The following is a 21,801-nucleotide window of genomic DNA, read 5'->3' as shown; positions in this document are numbered from 1 at the left end:
GAGGGAAATGGTGTTCCCCTATGTGCCACATAGGGGAATCCGATGAGGCCGAACGGCCCCGGACCTTGCCTCGCCCGGCGTGGCGGTGGGAGCGTCGTGCTCACCACCCGGCCCCCTCGGCCGTGGACCGCTTCCCCGGGCGTGAGCCGACGCCGCCCGGGATTCCCCCGTCACACACCCGGTGCCGCGGGCAGGGCCCACGGCCGCAGGCGCTTCGCCGCAAGCCTTCGCGGACCCCGCATTGCGCGGACCCCGATTTCGCCGACCCCGTATCACCTGACCCTGCACGACCCGACCCTGCACTACCCTGCACTGATCGATCGAGGAGATGAGCTGACAATGATGTACATCTCGAGAGCCCGCGGCAGATCCGCCGCGTTCGCCGCCGCCCTGGTCGCGACCAGCCTGCTGGCCACCGCGTGTTCCAACACCATGGGATCGGCCGGCAGTGGAGACGCGTCCGCGGATTCCTCCCTGTTCGGCGGCTCCGCGGTCACCGGCGTCACCTTGACCCTGTGGCACAACACAGCCGACCCGCAGGCGCTGCTCGATCTGTACAAGGCCTACGAGAAGGAGTCGGGCAACACCCTCCAGTTCGTCGACATCCCGGCGAGCACCTTCCCGACCACGGTGCAGACGAAGTGGGCCACCGGGGCCCGGCCGGACATCCTGGAGTGGCACGGCAACCGCACCGACCTGCTCGCGCTCAACGGCTCGCAGACCATGGTCGACCTGTCCTCCATGTCCTTCGTGGCCAAGGAGGGACAGCTGGCCACGCTCTCCGGCAGCCTCGACGGCAAGACCTACGCCGCGACCATCGGCATGCCCACCGTCTTCGGCCTCTTCTACAACAAGTCCGTCCTGGCCGCGGCCGGGCTCTCGGTGCCCCAGACCTACGCGGACCTGGCCCACGACTGTACGGTGCTCAAGGCCAAGGAACCCGGCGTCATACCCCTGTACGAGGCGGGCGGATCCGGCTGGCCGCAGCAGGTGCTCTCCTCCTTCGACTACGTGGCCCAGTACAACAAGGGCAACACGTACGCCGCCTCGATCCTGTCCGGCGAGGCCAAGCTGAACGACCCGAACGGCCCGTTGGTCAAGGGACTCGAGGCGTACGCGGCGCTCAAGTCGGCCGGCTGCTTCAACTCGGACTCCGCCACCGGCACCTGGGAGACCTCGCTCAAGGACGTGCTCGCGGGCAAGGCCGCCATGGTCGCCAACGGTTCCGACAGCGTCCCCATGCTCGACGCCGACGCGGGCGGGAACGACGCGAGCGTGGACGCCGCGGTCGGGTTCACCGGCGTGTCCGCGACCTCCGCGGTCGCCGGCTACGCGCCCAGCCCGCTCGGCACCTACTACGTGCCCAAGACCGGCGACACCACCAAGGAGCGCGCCGCGATCCAGTTCATCGAGTACGTCACCGGCGCGGGCTACGGCGCGTACATCGACGAGGCCGCCACGATCCCGACGCTCTCGGGCACCGCGACCCCGAAGATGCAGGGCCTGATGCAGCAGATCGACGCCGCCTACCGCGACGGCGCCACCCTCACCTGGAACTCGCAGGTCCCCGGCTCGGGCAACTTCGGGCCCGAATCCGCCAAGCTGCTGGCCGGCCAGGAGGACGCCCAGGCGGTCGCCGACAAGGTCCAGGACTACTACCTGCAGGCGTCCGCCGCCGCGGGCAGCTGACCAGAGCGGACCCGGACCCCCATGCAACTGTTGACGCCCCCCGCGCGCGAGACCCGTCGCGCCGGCCGCGTCGCGCGTGCCGCGCTCCCCACTCCGGGGAGCGCGGCACGCGCCCGACGCGGCCACGGCCTGGCGCGCCTCGCCTTCGCCCTGCCCTCGATCCTGCTCGTGCTGGTCTTCTTCCTGATCCCGTTCGCCGCCAACGCGGTCTTCGCCTTCACCCGCTGGACCGGCTACAGCTCCGTGATCCGCTGGGACGGGCTGGCCAACTTCCGGTTGCTCGAGCAGCTCGGCGTGCTCACCCACGCCACCGAGGTCACGGCCGGCTACGCCCTGGTCTCCATGCTCGTGCAGAACATCGTCGGCCTCGCGCTCGCCCTCGCGATGCAGCGCACCGACAAGGTCAACGGCTTCTTCCGCTCCCTCTACTTCGTCCCCGTGCTCATCTCACCGCTGGCCGCGGGCTACATCTGGAGCGCGGTGCTCACCCAGAACGGGCCGCTCAACGCGGTCATCTCGCTCGTCGTCCCCGGCGGCTTCCACTACGACTGGCTCGGCCACAACCTCTCCGCGCTCGTCTGCGTCGCCGGCGTGGACGCGTGGAAGTGGACCGGCCTGGTCACGCTCGTCTACATCGCCGGGCTCAACCGGATTCCGCGTCAGATCCCGGAGGCCGCGCTGCTGGACGGCGCAGGCCCGGTACGCCGCTTCCGCTCGGTCACCTTCCCGCTGCTGGCCCCGGCGTTCACCTTCAACGTGGTGATCACCCTCGTCGGCGCGTTCAGCGCCCTCGACGTCGTGTTCGCCACCACCGGCGGCGGCCCGGGCGACGCCACCTCGGTGCTCAACGTCGCGCTCTACAACGAATACGGCCAGAGCTTCTTCGGCCTCGCCAGCTCGCTCGGCTTCGTCATCACGCTGCTGGTCGTGGTCACCGCCGTCCCGCTGATCGGCTGGCTGCGTCGGCGAGAGGTGCAGATGTGAACAGGACCCGTACTCGTACCCGCACGTGGCTGCGCTGCGGGCTGCTCGGCCTGTTCGCCGTGCCGTGGATCGGCCTGCCGCTGTGGATGCTGGTGGTCAACTCCTTCAAGACCCAGGGCGACGCCAGCGTGCTCTCGCTCGGGCTGCCGAGCCGGTGGAACCTGGTCGCGAACTATCGCACCGTCATCGATCAGGGTTCGTACTTCACCGGCCTGCTCAACAGTCTGCTGATCGCCGTGCCCACCATCGCGGCCGTGCTGCTGTTCGGCTCGATGGCCGCGTGGGCGTACGCGCGCTCGCAGTCCCGTTCACTGCGTGTCGCGTACTACGCCACGGCGCTCTCGATCGTGCTGCCGCCCGCGATCATCCCCACCGTGTACGTGCTCACGCAGCTGGGACTCAACGGCTCGCGCCTCGGCTACCTGCTGACCATCACGGGTACGCGCCTGGGCGTCGTGGTCTTCCTCGCCACCGGCTTCATCCGCACCCTGCCGGTGGACTACGAGGAGGCCGCCGCGCTCGACGGCGCGGGCAGGTGGCGGATCTATCGCCAGATGATCCTGCCGCTGCTCGCCCCGGTGCTGGTCACCGCGTCGGTCATGCTGATCATCTCGGTCTGGAACGACTTCTTCTTCGCACTGTTCCTGCTGCCGAACACGAGCGAGTCCACGCTGCCGCTCACCCTGTTCCAGTTCGCCTCCACCTCCACCCACGGAGTCGCCTGGAACCTGGTGTTCGCGCACGTCGTGCTCTCCAGCCTGCCGCTGCTCGTCGCATACGTGTTCCTGCAACGCAGGGTGCTGTCGGGACTGACCGAGGGCGGCGTCACCGGCTGAGGACGCATCCGGGCCCTGACACTCCGCGCGACGGTGTGTCAGGGCCGGCCCAGCGCCGCCCGCAACTGCTCGCGCAGCCAGCGCAGCCCCGGGTCCGCGCTGCGGCTCGGGTGCCAGAGCATCGACTCGGTGAAGCGGGCCCGGTCGTAGCCCGGCACCTCGTGGATGACGAAGCTGCCCGTGCGCGAGGCCCGCTCGGCCACCCGCCGGGGCACCAGCGCGACCAGGTCGGTGTCCTGCACCAGCCAGGGCAGATTCGCCCACTCGTCCGTGAGCACCGCCACCCGCGTCCGCAGCCCGAGGCCGTCGATCAGCTTGTGCGCGATCGTGGGCGAGCCGGACCGGCGGCTGACCCCGGCATGCCGCAGCGAACCGAGCGTCTCCGGCGTCAACTCGGCCGAGGCCGCCGGATTGCCGCGGTCGAGCAGACAGACGAAGTCGTCGCTGAACAGCTCCTCGCTCTCCGCCGGCACACTGAAGCTGAGCGGCGCGATCACCAGGTCCGCCTCAAGCAGATCGCGCTCCCCGAACCCGTCCCTGAGCGCGCAGAACTGGACCGAGAGCGTGGCCGAACACGCCTCGAACCGGGCCCCGAGCGGCTGCCCGATCACGCCGGTCGCGTAACCCGAGCAGGAGATCACGAACCGCCGCCCGCTGGTCTCCGGCGAGAACCCGGCGCGCGTGCGGAACACGCTCTCGGCCGCCGTCAACGCCTCGGTGACCAGCGGCAGCAGCCGGTGCCCCAGCGGCGTGAGCTCGTACGCCCCGGTGCGCCGCACGATCAGCTCGTCGTCGAAGTACCGGCGCAACCGGGCCAGGTACGCACTCATCGTGGGCTGGCTCATATGGCAGCTCTCCGCCGCCCGCGTCACATGCCGCAGCTCCAGCAGCGCGTGCAGCGGCATCAGCGCATTCATGTCAAGACCGCTGATATCCACGACGCCTCCTGTCCGGGCCGCTTCTCGGTCAGCCGGTGGCCCAGTCTGCCCCGCTTGATCACCGGCCACAACCCCGCCGGGCCGGGCCGACGGGCGCGTCGCGGGTCGGAAAATACGTCGTTCCGCGTCGTGATCAACGGCAAGGCGGCGGCGGTCGTAGACTGTGCCGTCTTGACCGGGTGCGAAGGAGTCCCATGGCGACCCCGCGGCGGGTGACGCTCAACGACGTGGCCGCGGCCAGCGGGGTCTCCCGGTCCACGGCCGGCTTCGTGTTGGCCGACAACCCGAACCAGACCATTTCGGCGGCGACCCGCGACCGGGTCCGGGCCGCCGCGCGCGAGTTGGGCTACGTGCCCAGCGGCGTGGCCAGAGCGCTGCGTGAGGGCTCCTCGAGGGTCGTCGTGCTCGAAGTCGACTGGGCCTACGACGGCAACTACGCCCGCAGCTACATCCGCGGCCTCGACGCCGAACTCGCCGCCCACGGCCACGTGCTGATGGTGCGCCACGGCTCCCACGATGACCGCGCCACCGAGCAGATCGTCCAGGCCATCGAGCCGCGGGCGGTGGTCCGCTTCGGCGAGTCCTACATGACCGGCCACGACCTGGAAGACATGGGCGGCGGCTGGCGCGGCGGTCTGGCCGCCCACGTGGCCCTGCAGATCGGCCACCTCGCCGCCCACGGCCACACCCACATCGCACTCGCGCTGCCGACCGCGCACTCCGCCCTCACCGAAGCCCGCCACCGCCTCACCGCGCGGCACGCCCAGACCCTCGGCCTGCCCGCACCCGTCGTCGTGGACTTACCCTCCCCGCGCGCGTCCGGCACGGCCGCCCTGCGCCGCCTTCGCGGCAAGCACCCGCAGGTAACCGCGATCGCCGCGTTCACCGACGAAATCGCCCTCCGTGCCCTCGGCGCGGCCCGAGACCTGGGCCTTTCGGTGCCGGGCGATCTCGCCGTCATCGGCTTCGACGACACCGAAGGCGGCGAGCTGTCCGTCCCCGCCCTCACCTCCGTCCACATCGACGCCGAAGTCCACGGCCGCCGCGCCGCCCGCTCCCTCCTGAATCTCGACCCCGGCACCCTCGACCCGGATCCCGGCCACGTCGTGGCGCGCGAATCGGTCTGAGCAGGCTTCCCATCGCCCGACGAAAGCTAAGGTGAACGTCGCGGGCTACTAGAACGTTCTAGTGATCGGCTCTAAGGTGCTGCTCTAGCGCCACTACTAGAACGTTCTAGTTCGCTCAAGGAAGAGGGAGCCGCATGCCCAAGCCCAGTCTGCAGGACGGCATCGAGAAGGCGGGCTCGCCCGTCGCGCTGCTGTGGAAGGCCAACGCCGCGCCGTGGACGCCGGAGGTGGTGGCGCCCGAGTACGGGGGGTGGCGGCAGGAGCAGGGGGCCTGGCACGAGGCGGTGGCGCTGCTCAATCTCTCCCACCATATGTTCGACCTCTTCATCTCCGGGCCGGACGCGCTGCGGCTGCTGAGCTCGGTCGGGGCGAACACGTTCGCGAACTTCGCGATCGGGCAGGCCAAGCAGTTCGTGCCGGTCACCTCGCGCGGGTTGATCGTGACGGACGGGATTCTGGCGCGGGACGGGCAGGAGGCGTTCACGCTCTCCGGGGTGCCGGCGGCGCAGCACTGGGTGCAGTACCACGCAGAGCGGGGCGGCTACGACGTGTCCTTCCGGACCGATCCGTCCTCGGCGTTCCGACAGGGCCGGGATCCGGAGCTGTTCCGGTACCAGGTGCAGGGACCGCGGGCGGCGGAGCTGGTGGAGAGCGTGTTCGGCGGGCCGCTGCCGCCGGTGAAGTTCTTCCACTCGGCGCCGGTCTCGCTCGGCGACCGCTCATTCAGGGCCCTGCGACACGGGATGGCGGGACAGGCCGGATGGGAGTTCATCGGGCCGTGGGAACACGCCGAGGCGGTGCACGACGCGCTTGTCGAGGCGGGTGAGCCGCTCGGGCTTGAGCGCGTGGGGGCGCTGGCCTACACCACGCCGAGCGTGGAGAGCGGCTGGATTCCCTCGCCGGTGCCCGCGATCTACACCGACCCGGACCTGGCCGACTACCGCGGCTACCTGCCGCTGTTCGGGATCGAGGGGCAGCGGCCCCTCAGCGGCAGCCTGTACTCGCCCGACATCGAGGACTACTACTGCTCGCCGTTCGAGCTCGGCTACGGCCGGTCGATAGCCTTCGACCACGACTTCATCGGCCGGGACGCGCTCGAGCAGGCCGAGGACGAGGTCCGGCGCACGAAGGTCACGCTCGTGTTCGACATCGACGACGTGCGGCGGGTGCTCGGCGACGGGGAGGAGCTCGAGTTCCACCTGACCTACGCCCGCAACCGGGTCGAGCGCGGCGGGGAACCGGTCGGCGTGACCATGCAGACCGCGAGCATCGACCCGGCCGGCACGATTCTCGCGCTGGCCCTGGTGGACCGGGAGCTGGCCGAGCCCGGCACACCGGTCGAGGTCGTCTGGGGCGAGCACCCAGGACCCGGCACCGCCGCGGATGCCGACCTGGGCTTCCCGCGCATCCGCGCCACCGTCCAGCCGGCCCCGTTCAACCGGTACGCGCGCACCCTCTACCGCCGCAATGGCTGAGCCGAGTCGCGGGACGGTGGCGATGCCTACCGATGCTGTCGAAGTGCTCGATCTCCTCGACGACTTCTCGGTGGAGATGACGGGCAAGGACGTCGCAGGGCTCGTCGAAGTAGGCGGGCTGCTGCCGACCGGCACACGCGTGAACGTGACCTACCTCGGCAACGAGGACGTGCGGATGCGGCTGGAGGCCGCCCGCGAGGCCGAGCGGCTCGGCTTCCGGCCCGTCGCGCACATCTCCGCCCGCCGCCTGGCCACGCCGGCCGCGCTCGAGGAGTACCTCGTCGGGCTGCGGGGCGTGGGCGGGGGCGTCGGCGAGGAGGTGTTCGTCGTCGGCGGGGACCCGACCACGCCGCAGGGGCCGTATCCGGACGCGCTCTCCGTCATCCGCAGTGGTCTGCTGCAGGAGCACGGGGTGCGGTCCGTCGGGATCACCGGCTATCCCGAGGGTCATCCCTCGATCCCGGACCACGCGCTGTGGGGGGCGCTGGCCGACAAGTACTTCGAGCTCCAGGCGCAGGAGCTGGCCGGCAGCATCATCACCCAGTTCGCCTTCGACGCGCACGCCGTGCTCGGCTGGGTGCAGCAGGTGCGCGAGTGCGGGATCGACCTGCCGGTGCGGGTCGGCGTTCCCGGCCCGGCCGGGGTGCGGCGGCTGCTGGGCTTCGCCGCCCGGTTCGGCGTGGGCACCAGCGCCTCGATCGCCCGCAAGTACGGGCTCTCGCTGACCAACCTGATGGGCACGGCCGGGCCCGACCGGTTCCTGCGCGCGCTGGCCGAGGGCTACGACCCGGCCGTGCACGGCGCGCTGAAGGTGCACTTCTACACGTTCGGCGGGCTCCGGGCCAGCGCCGAATGGATCATCCGCTTCCAGGAAGAAGGCCGACGTTGACCGCGACGACCGTCGACATCCCCGTGGCGCGCACGACGGGTGCCGTCCCGCGGTCCCCGGGCGCCGCCCCGCGTACGCTCGCGTCGCTGATCGTGCAGGGCGAGGACCGCATCGGCATCGTCTCGGCGGTCGCCGCCGTGCTCAGCCGGCACCGGGCCAACATCGTCTCGCTCGATCAGTACTCCGACGATCCGCACGGCGGCGCGTTCTTCCAGCGCACCGTGTTCAGCCGGGACGACCTGCAGGCCGTGCTGCCCGACATCGCCCGCGACCTCGACAAGCAGGTCAAGCGGCCCTACGGGCTCTCATACACCCTGCGGGACCTGTCCGTGCCCAAGCGCATGGCGGTGTTCGCCTCCACCTCGGACCACTGCCTGCTCGACCTGCTCTGGCGGCACCGGCGCGGCGAACTGCCGGTGAGCATCCCGATGGTCGTGTCGAACCACGCCGCCATGGCCGAGGAGGTGCGCGGATTCGGCATCCCGTTCTTCCACGTCCCCTCGATGGGGCCGGACAAGTCGGCCGCCGAGGCCGAGCACCTGCGGCTGCTGAAGGGCAACGTCGACTTCGTGGTGCTGGCACGCTACATGCAGATCCTCTCCGGCGCCTTCATCGAGGAACTCGGCGTGCCGATCATCAACATCCACCACTCGTTCCTGCCCGCCTTCATCGGCGCGGGCCCCTATGCCAAGGCCAAGGAACGCGGCGTCAAGCTCGTCGGCGCCACCGCGCACTACGTCACCGAAGACCTCGACGAAGGGCCGATCATCGAGCAGGACGTGGTCCGCGTCACGCACGCCGACACCGCCACCGACCTGCGCCGGCGCGGCGCGGACGTCGAGCGCGCGGTGCTCTCCCGGGCCGTGCTCTGGCACGCCGAGGACCGCGTCATCCGCAACGGCCGACACACCATCGTCTTCGGCTGAGGTACGACGCACGGCCGCGCAGGGAGCCGCAAACTCTCTGCGCGGCCGCGGCGGGGCAAGCGTGTACCTGCGGGCCGACCTCAGCCGTGCGGGCGAGCGGTCCTGCGTGTCATTGCACTGACGCAGTGCCCTGCGCCAGCGGGTTCGGTGTGGAACCGGGGGAGAGGGTTGACACCGCGGAGTTGCTGCGGCCAGTCTTTGGAGAGCGCTCTCCCCCGGGACCCGCGGTGGTGACGGCGGCGGCAGCGGCGCTGTGCATCGCAGGGCTCGATCAGGCGCACACCAGCGGGCTCGCGGCCGGCGGCGGCGTTGATTTTTATACCGCCTGCGCCCCGCTGCTCGCCTCCACGCTTGCCTCGGTCGTGACGCTGGCGCTCGGCCCGCCCGTGCTGCGGCTGCTGCTGCGCTGGTCGCGCCGCCGCCGTGGCGCGATCCTGCTGCTCGGCCTCGGGCGCATCGCCCGCACGCCCGCCCCGGCGGCCGTCACCGTGTTCATCCTCACGCTGGCGCTGAGCACCGCGGACCTCACACTCGCCCTGCACCGCACCCCCGGTGGCGCCGCGACGCAGACCTCTGCCACGCAGCCGCTGGCGCAGCCGTCCGCGAGCTATCTCGCCGCCCTCGCCGCGGCCGCCCTGGCCGCCGGGTGCCTGATCGTCGCACTCGCCGCTTTCGGGGAGGCGGCGCAGCGCCGGGCGAGCACCGCGCGGCTGACGGTCACGGGTATGACGGCCGGACAGGGCCACGGCGTCATGCTGGTGGAGCTCGCCGCTCCGGTCCTACTCGCCGTCGTCGGCGGCACGCTGACGGCGTTCGCGCTGCCGTGGGCCGTGCGGCCTGCACTCTCCGCGGTCCTGGGCGGCTCCGGCACACGGCTGAGCCCGGCCACCTTCGCAGCGCCCGTATCCGCGCTCATTCCGCTGGCCCTGGCCGCCGGGCTGCTCGGCGCCGCGCTCGCCCGGCGCGGCGCGGCCGGAGCCCTGCGCCTCGGCGACCAGGCGCAGGGAGACTAGGGAGACTTGGCCATGATGACCGCTTCCGATCCGACGCTCCCGCCGGCGATCGAGTGCACGTCGCTGGTGCGGATCTACCGCACCGACAATCTGGAGGTCCAAGCTCTGCAAGGGCTCGACCTGCACGTCGCGCAGGGCGAACTCATCGCGCTCGTGGGGGCGTCGGGGAGCGGGAAGTCGACGCTGCTGGGCATCCTCGCGGGTCTCGACGCGCCGTCGGCCGGTTCGGTCCGGGTGGACGGCCGAGAGCTGGCCGGGCTCGGCCCACGCGAACGCATGCTGTACCGGCGACGCAGCGTCGGCTTCGTCTGGCAGAGCCCGCCGCGCAACCTGCTGCCGCAGTTGACGGCGCTCCAGAACGTCGCGCTGCCGCAGCGGTACAACGGCGTCGGCCGCGCCGCCCGTCGTGCCCGCGCACTCGAGCTGCTCGACTCGATGGACGTCGCGCACTGTCGCGACCGCACGCCCGGCCGGCTGTCCGGCGGCGAGCAGCAGCGCGTCGCGATCGCCGTCGCGCTGGCCAACTCGCCCACGCTGCTGCTCGCCGACGAACCGACCGGAGAGCTCGACGCTGAATCAGCACACATCGTCATGGCCGCGCTGCGCGAAGCCAATACCGCGCACGGGGTGACCACCCTGATCGTCACCCACGACGAGGAGGTCGCGGGCCAGGTGCGGCGCACGGTGGCGATCCGGGACGGCCGCACCGCCACGGAGACGCATCGCGACGAGCCGGCCTCCGGCGCGGCGGACGCGCAGGCCGACGGCGAAGGCGCGACCCGCCCCCGGCGCGCCGACGTCGAGTACGCCGTGGTCGACCGCACCGGCCGGGTCCAGCTGCCGCCCGAGTTCACCGAGCCGCTCGGCATCAGGAACCTGGTTCGCCTGACCCGCGAGCCCGGCCACATCGAGGTGTGGCCGGAGCGCGAGGCGCAGCAGGAGCCTGAGCCTGCGAAGCCCGAGGAGGACGAGGCGTGAGCACCGAACCGCTGCCGGAGAACGAGAACGTGCCGCTGTTGCGCGCGCACGAAGTGACCCGTTCCTTCGGCTGCGGCGCGACCCGCGTCACTGCGCTGCGCGGCATCGATCTCGACGTCACGGCCGGGCGCATCCACGCCGTCCGCGGCCGCTCGGGTTCGGGCAAGACCACCCTGCTCAACATCCTCGGCGGCCTCGACCTGGCCACCTCCGGATCGGTCGCGATCGAAGGGACGGACCTGGCCGGCCTCTCCGACCGGGGGCGGGTGCTGCTGCGCCGGACGCGGATCGGCTTCGTGTTCCAGTCCTTCGGCCTCATCCCGTACCTGTCCGCCGAGGAGAACGTGGGCATGTCGCTGCGCCTCTCGCGCGCCGACCCGCACGGCCGGGACGAGCGCGTGCGCCACCTGCTCGGCGTGGTCGGACTCGCCGGCCACGCCGAACACCGCCCCGCCGAGCTCTCCGGCGGCCAGCAGCAACGCGTCTCCATCGCCCGCGCGCTCGCCCGGAAACCCGATCTCCTCATCGCCGACGAGCCAACCGGCCATCTCGATTCGCGCACCGGCTCGGGCATCGCCCGCCTACTGCGCGAGATCGCCGACACCGAGGGCACCGCCGTCGTCCTCAGCACCCACGACCGCCGTCTGGCCGAGATCGCGGACACCGTCTTCGACCTGCGCGACGGCCGGGTGGGTGAGCCGGCCGTCGCGCAGGTCGGGTGAGCCGCCCGTCCCGACGTCAGCTCTCGGACTCGCCCTCCAGCTGGAAGGCCACGACCCGGCCGGTCGGCTCGGCGATCAGGCCGAGCCGGTCTTGCGTCACCGTCGCGCCGTCGGCCGAGGCGTGCTCGACGCCGCTGAGCTGGATCTTCCAGTGTGCCGGGGCATCGCTCGCCTCGACTGTGACCGTGTGGCCCTCGCGAGTGGTGGTGAAGACCGCGGCCGTGGTGCCGTCGGCGGCGACGATGCGGGTGGTGACGTTCGCGCCGTCGGGGAGCTCGAAGATCCGCAGGGTCACGCCGTCGGCGTAGTCGTAGTCAGGGCGCTGCGTCTCTGATCCGACGGCGATGACGGAGCCGGGGCGGGCGAGGAGCGGGAGGCTCTGGAAGCCGTGCTGTTCGCGCACCCAGCCCGGGCCCTGTACGCGCTCGCCGGTGAGTACGTGCGTCCACGTGCCGGCCGGGACGTAGTAGCTCACCTCGCCGTCCTCGGTGAAGACCGGGGCCACCAGCAGGTCGTCGCCGAGCAGGTACTGGCGGTCGAGGTGTGCGCACGCCGGGTCGTCCGGGAACTCCAGCACCATGGCGCGCATGAGCGGCACGCCGCTGTGCACTGCCTGGTCGGCCGCCGCGTAGAGGTACGGCATGAGCTGCGCCTTGAGGCCGGTGAAGTACCGAAGCACGTCCACCGACTCCTCGTCGAACAGCCACGGGACGCGGTAGGACCGGCTGCCGTGCAGGCGGCTGTGCGAGGAGAGCAGGCCGAAGGCGATCCAGCGCTTGAACAGCGCGGGCGACGGGGTGCCCTCGAAGCCGCCGATGTCGTGGCTCCAGAAGCCGAATCCGGACATGCCCAGCGACAGCCCGCCGCGCAGGCTCTCCGCCATCGACTCGAAGGTGGCCTCGCAGTCCCCGCCCCAGTGCACCGGGAACTGCTGGGATCCGGCGGTCGCGGAGCGGGCGAAGACCAGCGCTTCGCCGTCGCCGCGGCGCTTGCGCAGCACCTCGAACACGGTCTGGTTGTACAGGTGGGTGTAGTAGTTGTGCATCCGCTCCGGGTCCGAGCCGTCGAAGTAGACCACGTCGGTCGGGATGCGCTCGCCGAAGTCGGTCTTGAAGCAGTCCACGCCCATTTCGAGCAGCGCGTCGAGCTTCCCGGCGAACCAGTCGCGGGCGGCCGGGTTGGTGAAGTCCACGATGCCCATGCCCGGCTGCCACAGGTCGGTCTGCCACACCGTGCCGTCGGCGCGCTTGAGCAGGTAGCCGGCCGCGGCGCCCTCGGCGAACAGCGGTGAGCGCTGCGCGATGTACGGGTTGATCCATACGCTGATGTGCAGGCCGGTGGCCTTGAGCCGGGCCAGCATCCCGGCCGGGTCCGGGAAGATCCGGGTGTCCCACTGGAAGTCGCACCACTGGTGCTCGCGCATCCAGAACGAGTCGAAGTGGAACACCGACAGCGGCAGTTCCCGCCGGGCCATCTCCTCGATGATGCCGGAGACGGTCTCCTCGTCGTAGTTCGTGGTGAACGAGGTGGTCAGCCACAGGCCGAAGGACCAGGCGGGCGGGAGCGCGGGGCGGCCGGTGAGCGCGGTGTACCTGGCCAGGATCTCGCGCGGGCTCGGGCCGTGGATGAGGAAGTACTCCAGGCTGTGCCCGGCGACGCTGAACTGCGTGCGGCTGACCGCCTCGGAGGCCACCTCGTAGTCGACCCGGCCGGGGTGGTTGACGAAGACGCCGTAGCCCGCGTTCGTCAGGAAGAACGGGACGTTCTTGTACGCCTGCTCGCTGCCGGTGCCGCCGTCGGCGTTCCACATCTCCACGTTCTGGCCGTTGCGCACCAGCGGGCCGAAGCGTTCGCCGAGCCCGTAGACGAAGTGGCCCACACCCAGGTCGAGCTGCTCGCGCAGGTAGTGGCCCGAATCGGTCTCCAGCGCGGCCATGGCGTGCGCGCCGCTGCCGGTCAGCCGCCGGCCGTCGGCCAGGAAGTCCAGCGCCCAGGCCTCGCCCGGGGCCGAGATCCTGGCGGTCAGCTCGCCCGAGGCGAACAGCAGCGTGCCGTCCTCGGCACGGGTCAGCCGGCCCGCGTCGGCGGACGGGTCCGCCTGCTCGATCGCGAAGTCCGGACCTGGCTCCGGCCGCGCGAAGTGCGTCACCCGCACCGAGATCACGCCGGGCAGCGGAGCGCCCAGTGTCACGGTCAGGGCCGGGCCGTCGAGCAGGTCGCCCCGGCGGGTGATCCGCCGCGACGGGGCGTGGATCACCAGCCCGCCGGTGGTCTCCTCAGCATCGAGTACCTGGGCCGGATAAGCCGGTCGCACGCCGGGTCGCATGAGCCAGCGGCCATCGGTGAACCTCACGGACAGCTCCCTCGCAGTCGTTCCGCGGATGGCGCCGAGGTTCCGAAAAGGTTTCGAAGCGCTTCGACGCGCGGGCCCATGCTAATCCCATCCACGCGCGGTCTGGAAGGCCTAGGGCGTGGATGGCCAGCAGGATACGGTTGTCGAACCGCTTCGATTAAATTTCCCTAACGATCTTCGCCGGTCACGGCGGAAGCCGGATCAGCGCAGCAGCGGCAGTACCCCCTCGGCGACGCGGTAGGCCTCTTCGAGGTGGGGCTGGCCGGAGAGGATGAAGTGCTCGACGCCGAGCGCGCGGTACTCCTCGATCCGCTCGGCGACCTGTTCGTGGCTGCCGACGAGGGCGGTGCCGGCGTGGCGGCGCAGCAGGCCGAAGCCGGCCCAGACGTTCGGGTAGACCTCGAGCCCTTCCTTGCTCCCGCCGTGCAACGCGGCCATCCGGCGTTGGCCGACGGAGGCCGAGGCGCGGAAACGGTTCTGGGCCACCGCGATCGCCTCCGGGTCCATCGCCTCGAGCAGCCGGTCGGTCTCGGCCCAGGCCTGCTCCGCGGTGTCGCGGGTGACGACGTGGAAGCGCACGCCGAAGCGCGGCACCCGGCCGTCCCCGCGCGCCTCGGCCGCGTCGCGCACCCGCTGGATCTGCTCGGCCACCGCCTTGGGCGGCTCGCCCCAGATCAGGTGCACGTCGGCGTGCCGGGCCGAGACCTCGGCGGCGGCCTCGGAGGCGCCGCCGAGGAACAGCGTGGGCGGCGGTTCGGGCAGGCGCCCGACCGTGGCCCCCTCGACCCGGTAGTGCTCGCCGGCGAAGTCGAACGGCGTGCCCGACCACGCCCCCCGCAGCACGCTGAGAAACTCGTCGGTGCGCGCGTAGCGGCGGGAGTGGTCGAGGTGGTCGCCGTAGCGGCGCTGCTCCGCGTCGTCCCCGCCGGTCACCACGTTCAGCGCCAGCCGGCCGCCGGACAGGTGCTGGAACGTCGCCGCCATCTGCGCGGCGAGGGTGGGCGAGAGGGCGTCGGGGCGCAGCGCCACGATGAACTTCAGCCGCCGGGTGAGCGGCGCGAGGGCGGCCGTGCTGATCCACGCGTCCTCGCACCACGTCCCGGTCGGGGTGAGTACGGACTCGAATCCGAGCCGGTCGGCCGCGCGCGCGACGTCGGCCAGGTAGCCGAGATCGGGAGCGCGCCCGACCTCGCGCGGGCTGCCGGTCGCCGTCTTCGCGTGCACCCAGCCGACCACGTCGCGCCCGTCCCCGGAGGTCGGCAGGAACCAGTGGAACACGGGTGCGTTCACGCGGAGGCGACGAACGGGGTGTCCGGGGCGCCGGAGCGCAGCGCCTCGAGCCACTGCACCACGGCCGCCGCGACGCTGCGGTGCGCGGCGTCGTTGAGCACGTCGTGCGGAGCCTCGCGCACCAGCGCCAGCGCGGCCCGCGGCAGCCGCCCGGCCAGCGCGGCGGCCAGCACCGGCGCCGCGAGCAGGTCGGACGCTCCGTGCAGCACCAGGGTGTGCGCCTGCACTGCCGCGTACGCCGCGTCGTCGAGGTCGAGGAACGCGCTCAGCCGCTCGGGTACGGGGTCGAACAGGCTGCCCCGCGTGAACTCGGGGTCCTCGGTCAGTCGGCCGCGGTGGGTCGGGCAGCCGGTGCGCAGCTCCAGTTCCCTTTCCCACTCCGGGGATTCGGTCGCGGCGTCATCGAACCCTGCGCCCGGCAGGCCCACCAGCAGCAGGCCGTCCACATCCAGCTTGCCCTCGGTGGCGAGCGCCAGCGCGTGCAGCGCGCCGGTGTCCGAACCGGCCAGCACCACCGGGCCGGCCGAAGCGGCGACCAGTGCGGCGATCTGGTCGCGCAGGTCCGCCGGGTCCTGCTGCGGCGGCGCGGCGATCGCGTGCACGGTGTACGCGTCGAAGGCCAGCCGGCGGCCGAAGCGTTCGTAGACGCCGGGGTGCTCGCCGCGGCCGGGCAGCAGGATCACGGTGCCGCGCACGGCCGGGCCGGGCTGCGGCGGCTCCCAGGTGAGGATCGCGTTGCTCATCGGGCCGCTCCGACCAGCGCGTCGGCGTCGGCGGAAGCGTCGGTGGACGCGGCGGCCGCGGCCGCGTCCCGGCGGGCCACCTCCGCGCGCACCAGCGGGATGAGTTCGCGTCCGTAGTCGATCGCGTCGTCCAGCGGGTCGTAGCCGCGGATCAGGATCGTGGTCACGCCGATGTCGACGTAGTCCAGCAACGCCTGCGCCACCGTCTCCGGGGTGCCGACGAGCGCGGTGGAGTTGCCGCCGGCGCCGGTCGCCTTGGCCGGGGCGGTCCACAGCGCCCGGTCGTGCAGGTCGCCCTTGGCCGCGGCGGCGAGCAGCCGCTGCGAGCCGGCGTTCTCCGGCTGCCGGTCCGGCGAGATCCAGGAGCGGCCCTTGGTGGCGAAGAAGGAGGTGCCGCCGTTCTGGATCCGGGCCAGGATGCCCTCGGCCCGCTCCCAGGCGAGCTCCTCGGTGGCGCCGAGGATCGGGCGGAAGGAGACGGAGATGCCCGGCAGTTCGGTGCGCCCGGCCGCCTTGGCCGCCGCGTGCACGGAGGCGATCTGCTCGGCGGTCTCCTTCAGCGGCTCACCCCACAGCGCGAAGGTGTCCGCGTGCTTGCCGCCGACCCGGTACGCCGCGGGGGAGGAGCCGCCGAAGTAGAGCGGGATCCGGTGTGCCGGCTTCGTCGCGGCGTAGTGGTCCTCGAACTTGTAGTACTCGCCCTGGTAGTCGAACGGCTCCTCGGACTCCCAGGTGCGGCGCAGGATCTCGAGGTACTCGTCGGTGCGGGCGTAGCGCTCGTCCTTCTCCAGGTAGTCCCCGTCCCGGCGCTGCTCGGCGTTGTTGCCGCCGGTGATGGTGTGCACCGCCACCCGGCCGCCGCTGAACTGGTCCAGGGTGGCGAACTGGCGGGCGGCCAGGGTGGGGGCGACGAAGCCGGGCCGGTGCGCGATCAGCAGGCTGATGCGCTCGGTGTGCGCCGCGGCGTACGCGGCCACCTGGGCGCCCTCCGGGTAGCCGGAGCCGTAGCCGATCAGGACCCGGTCGAAGCCGGCGTCCTCGTGGGCGCGGGCGAAGCGGCGGGTGTATCCGGGGTCGATGACGGGGCCGTCGGCGCGGGCGGACTCCGAGCCGGGCTTGGTGGCGATCATGCCGATGAACTCGACGGGCATGGGGGTGTCCTTATCTGTGTGCTTCGAGGGTGGCGCGGCCGAGCGCGCCGAGGATCGAGTCGTCCTGCGGGGTGTGTACGCGGGCGCACAGCACGTCGCGCAGGTGGCGCTCCAGCGGGTTGCGGCGGGTCAGGGCGTTGTTGCCGACGAGCGCGACGGCGCGCTGGACGGAGTCGATGGCGGCCCGGGTGCCGATCAGCTTGGCCGCGGCGGCGTGCGCGGCGGCCTGCGGATCGCCGGCGTCGTGGCGCAGGGCGAGGCCGGTGAGCAGGTCGCCGGCCGTGATCAGCTGGGCCTGGATCAGCCCGACCTCGTCCTGGAAGCGCGCCACGGTGGCCAGCGGCCGGCCCAGCGCGCTCGGGGTGCGCTCGTTGAGGAAGCGCACCAGCCAGTCCCGGGCGGACTCGGCCACACCGAGGTAGAGCGCGGTCAGGCCCAGGTTGTTCCACACCACCAGGCCCGGGTCGCGGCGCGGATCGGTGGCGGTGGGATCCACGAGCCCGGACACCGCGTCGGCCGGGAGCCGCACCGCGTCCAGGATCACGTCGTCGCTGCGGCTCGCCCGAAGCCCGAGGTGGTCCCAGGTCGGCTCGATCCGCAGGCCCGGGATGTGGCCGGGCTCGGGCGCGCGCAGCAGGAACGAGCCCACCCGCGGCGTGTCCTCGTCGGTGCGGGCCCACACGGCGAGCCAGCGCAGGCCGACCGCGCCGGTGGAGAAGATCTTGTGGCCGCTCAGCAGCCAGTCACCGGTCTCCGCGTCCCGGCGGGCGGTGGTGGCGGGCAGGCCGCCGCGGGCCGGGGTGCCGAGTTCCGGCTCGACGCGCAGGGAGTTGACAAGGGCCGGACCCTCGGCCGAGTCTCGCAGCAGGCTGCGATAGTGCGGCTCCGGCCAGCTCGGCGCGGCGGCCTGCGCGGCGTGGGTGAACAGCGTCATCGCGGTCACCAGGGCGACCGAGGGATCGGCCGCGCCGAGCGTGCGCAGGATCTCGACCGTGGCCGCGATGCCCGCGCCCGGCCCGCCGTACTCGGCGGAGACCGTCGCGGTGAGCAGCCCGGCCCGGTGCACCGCGGCCACGCCCTCGTGCGGGAACGAGCCGTCCCGGTCGTGCTCCTCGGCCCGCGCGGCGAGTTCGGCGGCCACGCCGGGCAGCGCGTCGAGGGCGAGCGGCGGGAGCGTGGGGGCGTCGAGCGCGGTGTCGGTGTCGATACTCAAAGGTCTTCCTTTCGCAGCAGGGTCGGCGGCGCGGTCACGGTGACCGGGGGAGGGTCGCCCGCGTACCGCTCGACCTGGACGAGCGCGTGCTGCCCGGTGCAGCCCTGGGACAGCCGGGAGGAGGGGAGGTCGGCGGTGACCGCGTTCGGATTCCCGTGCACGCACAGCGGTTCGGCGCCGCCCGGCTGCGGCAGCGGGTCGTACCAGGCCCCGGTCGGCAGCTGCACCACGCCGGGGCGCACCTGCGCCGTGAGCACGGCCCCGGCCAGGCAGGCGCCGCGGTCGTTGAACACCCGCACGACCTCGCCCTCGGCGATGCCGCGCGCCGCCGCGTCCGCGGGATGCAGCCGGATCGCCTCGCGCCCGGCCACCTTCGCGGCCCGGCTGACCGGTCCGACGTCGAGCTGGCTGTGCAGCCGGGTGCTCGGCTGGTTCGCGATGAGCACCAGCGGGAAGCGGCGCGCGGCGGGCGCGCCGTGCCACTCGTCCGGCTCCAGCCAGACCGGATGCCCCGGGCAGTCCGGGTATCCGAAGCCTGCGACGGTGGGCGAGTACAGCTCGATCCGGCCGCTGGGCGTGCGCAGCGGCGCGCCCCGCGGGTCGGCGCGGAAGTGCTCGAACAGGGTGAAGTGCTCGGGCCCGGCGGGCAGCTCGAACTGCCCGGCCGCCCAGAACTCCTCGAACGGCGGCGCGCCGACGCTCGGGCGCCAGGGTTCGTAAAGGTGCACCAGCCACTCGCGCGCGCTACGCCCCTCGGTGAAGGCCTCGCCGAAGCCCAGCCGGTCCGCGAGGCCGGCCAGGATCGCGTAGTCGTCGCGGGCCTCGGCGTACGGGTCGGCGGCGCGGTGCATCGCGATCAGGTGCGTGTCGCGGCGCCCTCCGCCGAGGTCCTCGCGCTCGAGCGTGGTGGTGACCGGCAGCACGAAGTCGGCGTGCCGGGCGCTGGCGGTCCAGTACGGCTCGTGCACCACGACCGTGTCCGTCCGGGCGAAGGCGCGGCGCAGCCGGGCGAGGTGCTGGTGGTGGTGGAACGGGTTGCCCCCGGCCCAGTAGACCAGCCGGATGTCCGGGTAGGTCAGCCGCGCGCCGTCGTAGTCGTACTGCTCGCCCGGGTGCAGCAGCATGTCGGCGATCCGGGCCACCGGGATGAAGGTGCGCACCGGGTTCGTTCCCTGCGACAGGTGGGGCAGGCGCGCCTCCGGGCCGTGGTCGCCCACGTCGCCCATCGAGCCGTAGCCGTGCCCGAAACCCCCGCCCGGCAGGCCGATCTGCCCGAGCATCGCGGCCAGCGCGATCCCGGCCCAGATCGGCTGCTCGCCGTGCTGGATGCGCTGGAGCGACCAGGTGACGGTCACCAGGGTGCGCGCCGCGGCCATCCGCCGGGCCAGGGCCCTGATCCGCTCGGCGGCCACCCCGCAGATCGGCGCGGCCCACGCGGCGTCCTTGGCCACCCCGTCGGCACGGCCGTCGAGGTAGCGCTCGAACACGTCGAAGCCCGCGGTGCAGCGCTCCAGGAACTCCCGGTCGTACAGGTTCTCGGCCAGCAGCGTGTGGGCGAGCGCGAGCATCAGGGCCGTGTCGGTGGCCGGCTCGATCGGGATCCAGTCGGTGGCCGGCGCACTGCCCGGCAGGTCCGCGCGCAGTGGGCTGATCAGCACCACCTCGGTGCCGCGGCGGGCGAGCGCGTCCAGGGCGCCGGGCGTGACGTGCCGGGTGACGCCGCCGGGGGTGACGAACACGTTCTTGGCCGGGATGCCGCCGAACGCCACGATCAGCTCGGTGTGCTCGACGATCGTGGGCCAGGACGAGGCGCGTCGCAGCACCGTGTCGGCGTCCCCCACGATGTGCGGCAGCACCACCAGCGAGGTGGCCAGGCTGTAGGAGTTGCGCGAGGAGGTGTAGCCGCCGTACAGGTTCAGGAACCGGTGCAGCTGGCTCTGCGCGTGGTGGAACCGCCCGGCGCTGGCCCAGCCGTAGGAGCCGCCGAACACCGCCTCGTTGCCGTGCCGCTCACGTACCCGGGTCAGCTCGGCCGCGAGCAGGTCGAGCGCCTCGTCCCAGGGCAGCTCCACGAACGGTTCGGCGCCGCGCCGGTCGCTCGGCACCGGGTCCAGACCCCGCGCCGCCCGCTCCAGCCAGCCGCGCCGCACCGCGGGCCGGGCCACCCGGGTGCGGTGGCGCAGCGCGCCGGCCACGTTGCCCAGCAGCGGCGAGGGCGCCGGGTCGGCGGGATGCGGCAGCACCGCGATCCCGCCGTCGGCCGACGCGTCCGGGCGGGCCAGGTAGGCACCCCAGTGCGATGTCGTCGGCACACCCGCGCTCGTCATGGTTACGCACCCGCTCCGACGAGCCGGCCGGCCTGCTCGGACTCGCGCACCAGGCGCACCAGGGTGCCGTAGTCGCGCGCGTCGTCCAGCGGGCTGAAGCCGCGGATCAGCAGGGTACCGACGCCCAGCTTCACGTACTCGCCGAGCGCCTCGGCCACCTGCTCGTAGCTGCCGACCAGCGCGGTGGAGTTGCCCGCGGCACCGGTCTCCTTGGCCACGGCCGTCCACAGCCGCTTGTCGTGCACGTCGCCCTGGGCGGCGTACTCGAGCAGCCGCTGCGAGCCGCGCGCCTCGGCGTGGTCCCGCTTGGCGCCGCCCCAGCCCCAGGACTTGCGCAGCTGCCCGGCCCGCTCCTTGGTCAGCTCCAGGATCTCGGCCGCGCGCTCCCAGGCCTCGGCCTCGGTGGCGGCCGGGATCGGGCGCAGGCTCACGCTGAACCGGGGGTCGCGCCCGTACGGCGCGGCGGCCGCGCGCACCTGCTCGATCCGCTCGGCGATCCCGGCCAGCGGCTCGCCCCAGAACGCGTACACGTCCGCCTGCTTGCCCCCGACCCGGATCGCGTCCGCGGAGGCGCCGCCGAAGTAGATCGGGATGCCGCCGAGGGCCGGGCGCACCGCGGACCAGCCGCCGCGCACGGTGTAGAACTCGCCGTCGAAGTCGAACGGCTCGGCCGACTCCCACTCCTTGCGCACGATGCTCAAGAACTCGTCCGAGCGCCGGTAGCGGGCCGGCTTGTCGCTGATGTCCCCGTCCCTGGCCTGGTCCTTGTCGTCGCCGCCGCTGATGGTGTGCAGCGCGATCCGACCCGGGTGGAAGGCGTCGAGGGTGGCGTACTTGCGGGCGGCGTAGGTGGGCGAGACGAAGCCGGGGCGGTGCGCGAGCAGCACGCCGAGCCGCTCGGTGTGGGTCAGGATCTGGTCGGCGACGGTGAACCCGTCCGGGGATGCCGAGGAGTGCGCGACCAGGATCCGGTCGAAGCCGGAGTCCTCGTGCGCGCGGGCGATCGCCTTGAGGTAGTCGGGCTGGATGATCGGGCTGGTGGGGTCGGCCGCCTCGGACTCGCTGCCGGGGCGGGTGTGCGCGATGCCGATGAACTCGAGGGCCATGCGGATCAGGCTCCTTGTACGGTGAGGGAGGGGACGGGGGC

Annotated in this window: 18 protein-coding genes; 10 read left to right on the top strand and 8 right to left on the bottom strand. The window is 72.5% G+C overall.

Annotated features, from left to right (window positions below; translation table 11 throughout):
* The first annotated feature begins 342 nt into the window (after positions 1-342).
* The 3 genes from KDL01_RS24605 to KDL01_RS24595 are packed head-to-tail and all read left to right on the top strand — an operon-like array spanning position 343 to position 3,509.
* Positions 343-1,689, top strand: coding sequence for an ABC transporter substrate-binding protein (locus KDL01_RS24605; RefSeq protein ID WP_212530960.1), 1,347 nt, complete (start codon positions 343-345; stop codon positions 1,687-1,689).
* A 21-nt stretch (positions 1,690-1,710) separates the two neighbouring features.
* Entirely contained in the window at positions 1,711-2,673 is a 963-nt protein-coding gene (locus KDL01_RS24600; protein ID WP_212530959.1) for a carbohydrate ABC transporter permease, read from the top strand.
* Positions 2,670-3,509, top strand: coding sequence for a carbohydrate ABC transporter permease (locus KDL01_RS24595; RefSeq protein WP_212530958.1), 840 nt, complete (start codon positions 2,670-2,672; stop codon positions 3,507-3,509). The genes KDL01_RS24600 and KDL01_RS24595 overlap by 4 nt, the downstream gene beginning before the upstream one ends.
* Before the next feature lie 38 nt (positions 3,510-3,547).
* On the opposite strand, the gene KDL01_RS24590 is transcribed toward KDL01_RS24595, so the two are convergent.
* Positions 3,548-4,447 carry a LysR family transcriptional regulator gene (locus tag KDL01_RS24590; protein WP_212530957.1) on the bottom strand — a complete coding sequence of 300 codons (900 nt, stop codon included), beginning with the start codon at positions 4,445-4,447 and terminating at the stop codon, positions 3,548-3,550.
* A gap of 194 nt (positions 4,448-4,641) precedes the next feature.
* Between KDL01_RS24590 and KDL01_RS24585 the strand changes: the two genes are divergently transcribed.
* The 7 genes from KDL01_RS24585 to KDL01_RS24555 all read left to right on the top strand — a co-directional run bounded on the left by KDL01_RS24585 (position 4,642) and on the right by KDL01_RS24555 (position 11,577).
* A complete protein-coding gene (locus tag KDL01_RS24585; protein ID WP_212530956.1) occupies positions 4,642-5,574 on the top strand; it encodes a LacI family DNA-binding transcriptional regulator in 933 nt (310 codons plus the stop codon).
* A gap of 134 nt (positions 5,575-5,708) precedes the next feature.
* Positions 5,709-7,049 (top strand): aminomethyltransferase family protein, encoded by a 1,341-nt coding sequence (locus KDL01_RS24580; RefSeq protein ID WP_212530955.1) that lies wholly within the window; start codon positions 5,709-5,711, stop codon positions 7,047-7,049.
* Positions 7,050-7,071: 22 nt separating this feature from the next.
* Complete coding sequence (locus KDL01_RS24575) at positions 7,072-7,938, top strand: methylenetetrahydrofolate reductase (protein WP_212530954.1); 867 nt, start codon at positions 7,072-7,074, stop codon at positions 7,936-7,938.
* A 23-nt stretch (positions 7,939-7,961) separates the two neighbouring features.
* Positions 7,962-8,864, top strand: a complete 903-nt coding sequence (gene purU, locus KDL01_RS24570; RefSeq protein WP_368861640.1) for a formyltetrahydrofolate deformylase — start codon at positions 7,962-7,964, stop codon at positions 8,862-8,864.
* Positions 8,865-9,094: 230 nt separating this feature from the next.
* On the top strand, positions 9,095-9,877 hold the full coding sequence (locus KDL01_RS24565) for a hypothetical protein (protein ID WP_212530952.1): 783 nt from the start codon (positions 9,095-9,097) through the stop codon (positions 9,875-9,877).
* A gap of 12 nt (positions 9,878-9,889) precedes the next feature.
* Complete coding sequence (locus KDL01_RS24560) at positions 9,890-10,855, top strand: ABC transporter ATP-binding protein (RefSeq protein WP_246576925.1); 966 nt, start codon at positions 9,890-9,892, stop codon at positions 10,853-10,855.
* The gene (locus KDL01_RS24555; protein WP_212530951.1) at positions 10,852-11,577 is read left to right on the top strand and encodes an ABC transporter ATP-binding protein; all 726 of its coding nucleotides are present in this window, start codon (positions 10,852-10,854) and stop codon (positions 11,575-11,577) included. The genes KDL01_RS24560 and KDL01_RS24555 overlap by 4 nt, the downstream gene beginning before the upstream one ends.
* 16 nt (positions 11,578-11,593) lie before the next feature.
* Here KDL01_RS24555 and yicI read toward each other — a convergent pair whose 3' ends face one another.
* The 7 genes from yicI to KDL01_RS24520 all read right to left on the bottom strand — a co-directional run bounded on the left by yicI (position 11,594) and on the right by KDL01_RS24520 (position 21,760).
* Complete coding sequence (gene yicI, locus KDL01_RS24550) at positions 11,594-13,930, bottom strand: alpha-xylosidase (protein WP_212530950.1); 2,337 nt, start codon at positions 13,928-13,930, stop codon at positions 11,594-11,596.
* A gap of 201 nt (positions 13,931-14,131) precedes the next feature.
* The gene (locus tag KDL01_RS24545) at positions 14,132-15,220 is read right to left on the bottom strand and encodes an LLM class flavin-dependent oxidoreductase (protein ID WP_212530949.1); all 1,089 of its coding nucleotides are present in this window, start codon (positions 15,218-15,220) and stop codon (positions 14,132-14,134) included.
* Complete coding sequence (locus tag KDL01_RS24540) at positions 15,217-15,963, bottom strand: alpha/beta hydrolase (protein WP_212530948.1); 747 nt, start codon at positions 15,961-15,963, stop codon at positions 15,217-15,219. The genes KDL01_RS24545 and KDL01_RS24540 overlap by 4 nt, the downstream gene beginning before the upstream one ends.
* Positions 15,960-17,114 (bottom strand): LLM class flavin-dependent oxidoreductase, encoded by a 1,155-nt coding sequence (locus tag KDL01_RS24535; protein ID WP_212530947.1) that lies wholly within the window; start codon positions 17,112-17,114, stop codon positions 15,960-15,962. The genes KDL01_RS24540 and KDL01_RS24535 overlap by 4 nt, the downstream gene beginning before the upstream one ends.
* Before the next feature lie 10 nt (positions 17,115-17,124).
* On the bottom strand, positions 17,125-18,327 hold the full coding sequence (locus KDL01_RS24530; RefSeq protein WP_212530946.1) for an acyl-CoA dehydrogenase family protein: 1,203 nt from the start codon (positions 18,325-18,327) through the stop codon (positions 17,125-17,127).
* Positions 18,324-20,654 (bottom strand): molybdopterin-dependent oxidoreductase, encoded by a 2,331-nt coding sequence (locus KDL01_RS24525; RefSeq protein ID WP_212530945.1) that lies wholly within the window; start codon positions 20,652-20,654, stop codon positions 18,324-18,326. The genes KDL01_RS24530 and KDL01_RS24525 overlap by 4 nt, the downstream gene beginning before the upstream one ends.
* A gap of 2 nt (positions 20,655-20,656) precedes the next feature.
* A complete protein-coding gene (locus KDL01_RS24520; RefSeq protein ID WP_212530944.1) occupies positions 20,657-21,760 on the bottom strand; it encodes an LLM class flavin-dependent oxidoreductase in 1,104 nt (367 codons plus the stop codon).
* Positions 21,761-21,801 lie beyond the last annotated feature (41 nt).

The organism is Actinospica durhamensis (assembly GCF_018139695.1).
Lineage (GTDB): Bacteria > Actinomycetota > Actinomycetes > Streptomycetales > Catenulisporaceae > Actinospica > Actinospica durhamensis.
Note: the sequence above shows the minus strand (reverse complement) of the source record. Positions and strands in the feature narration are given on the sequence as shown.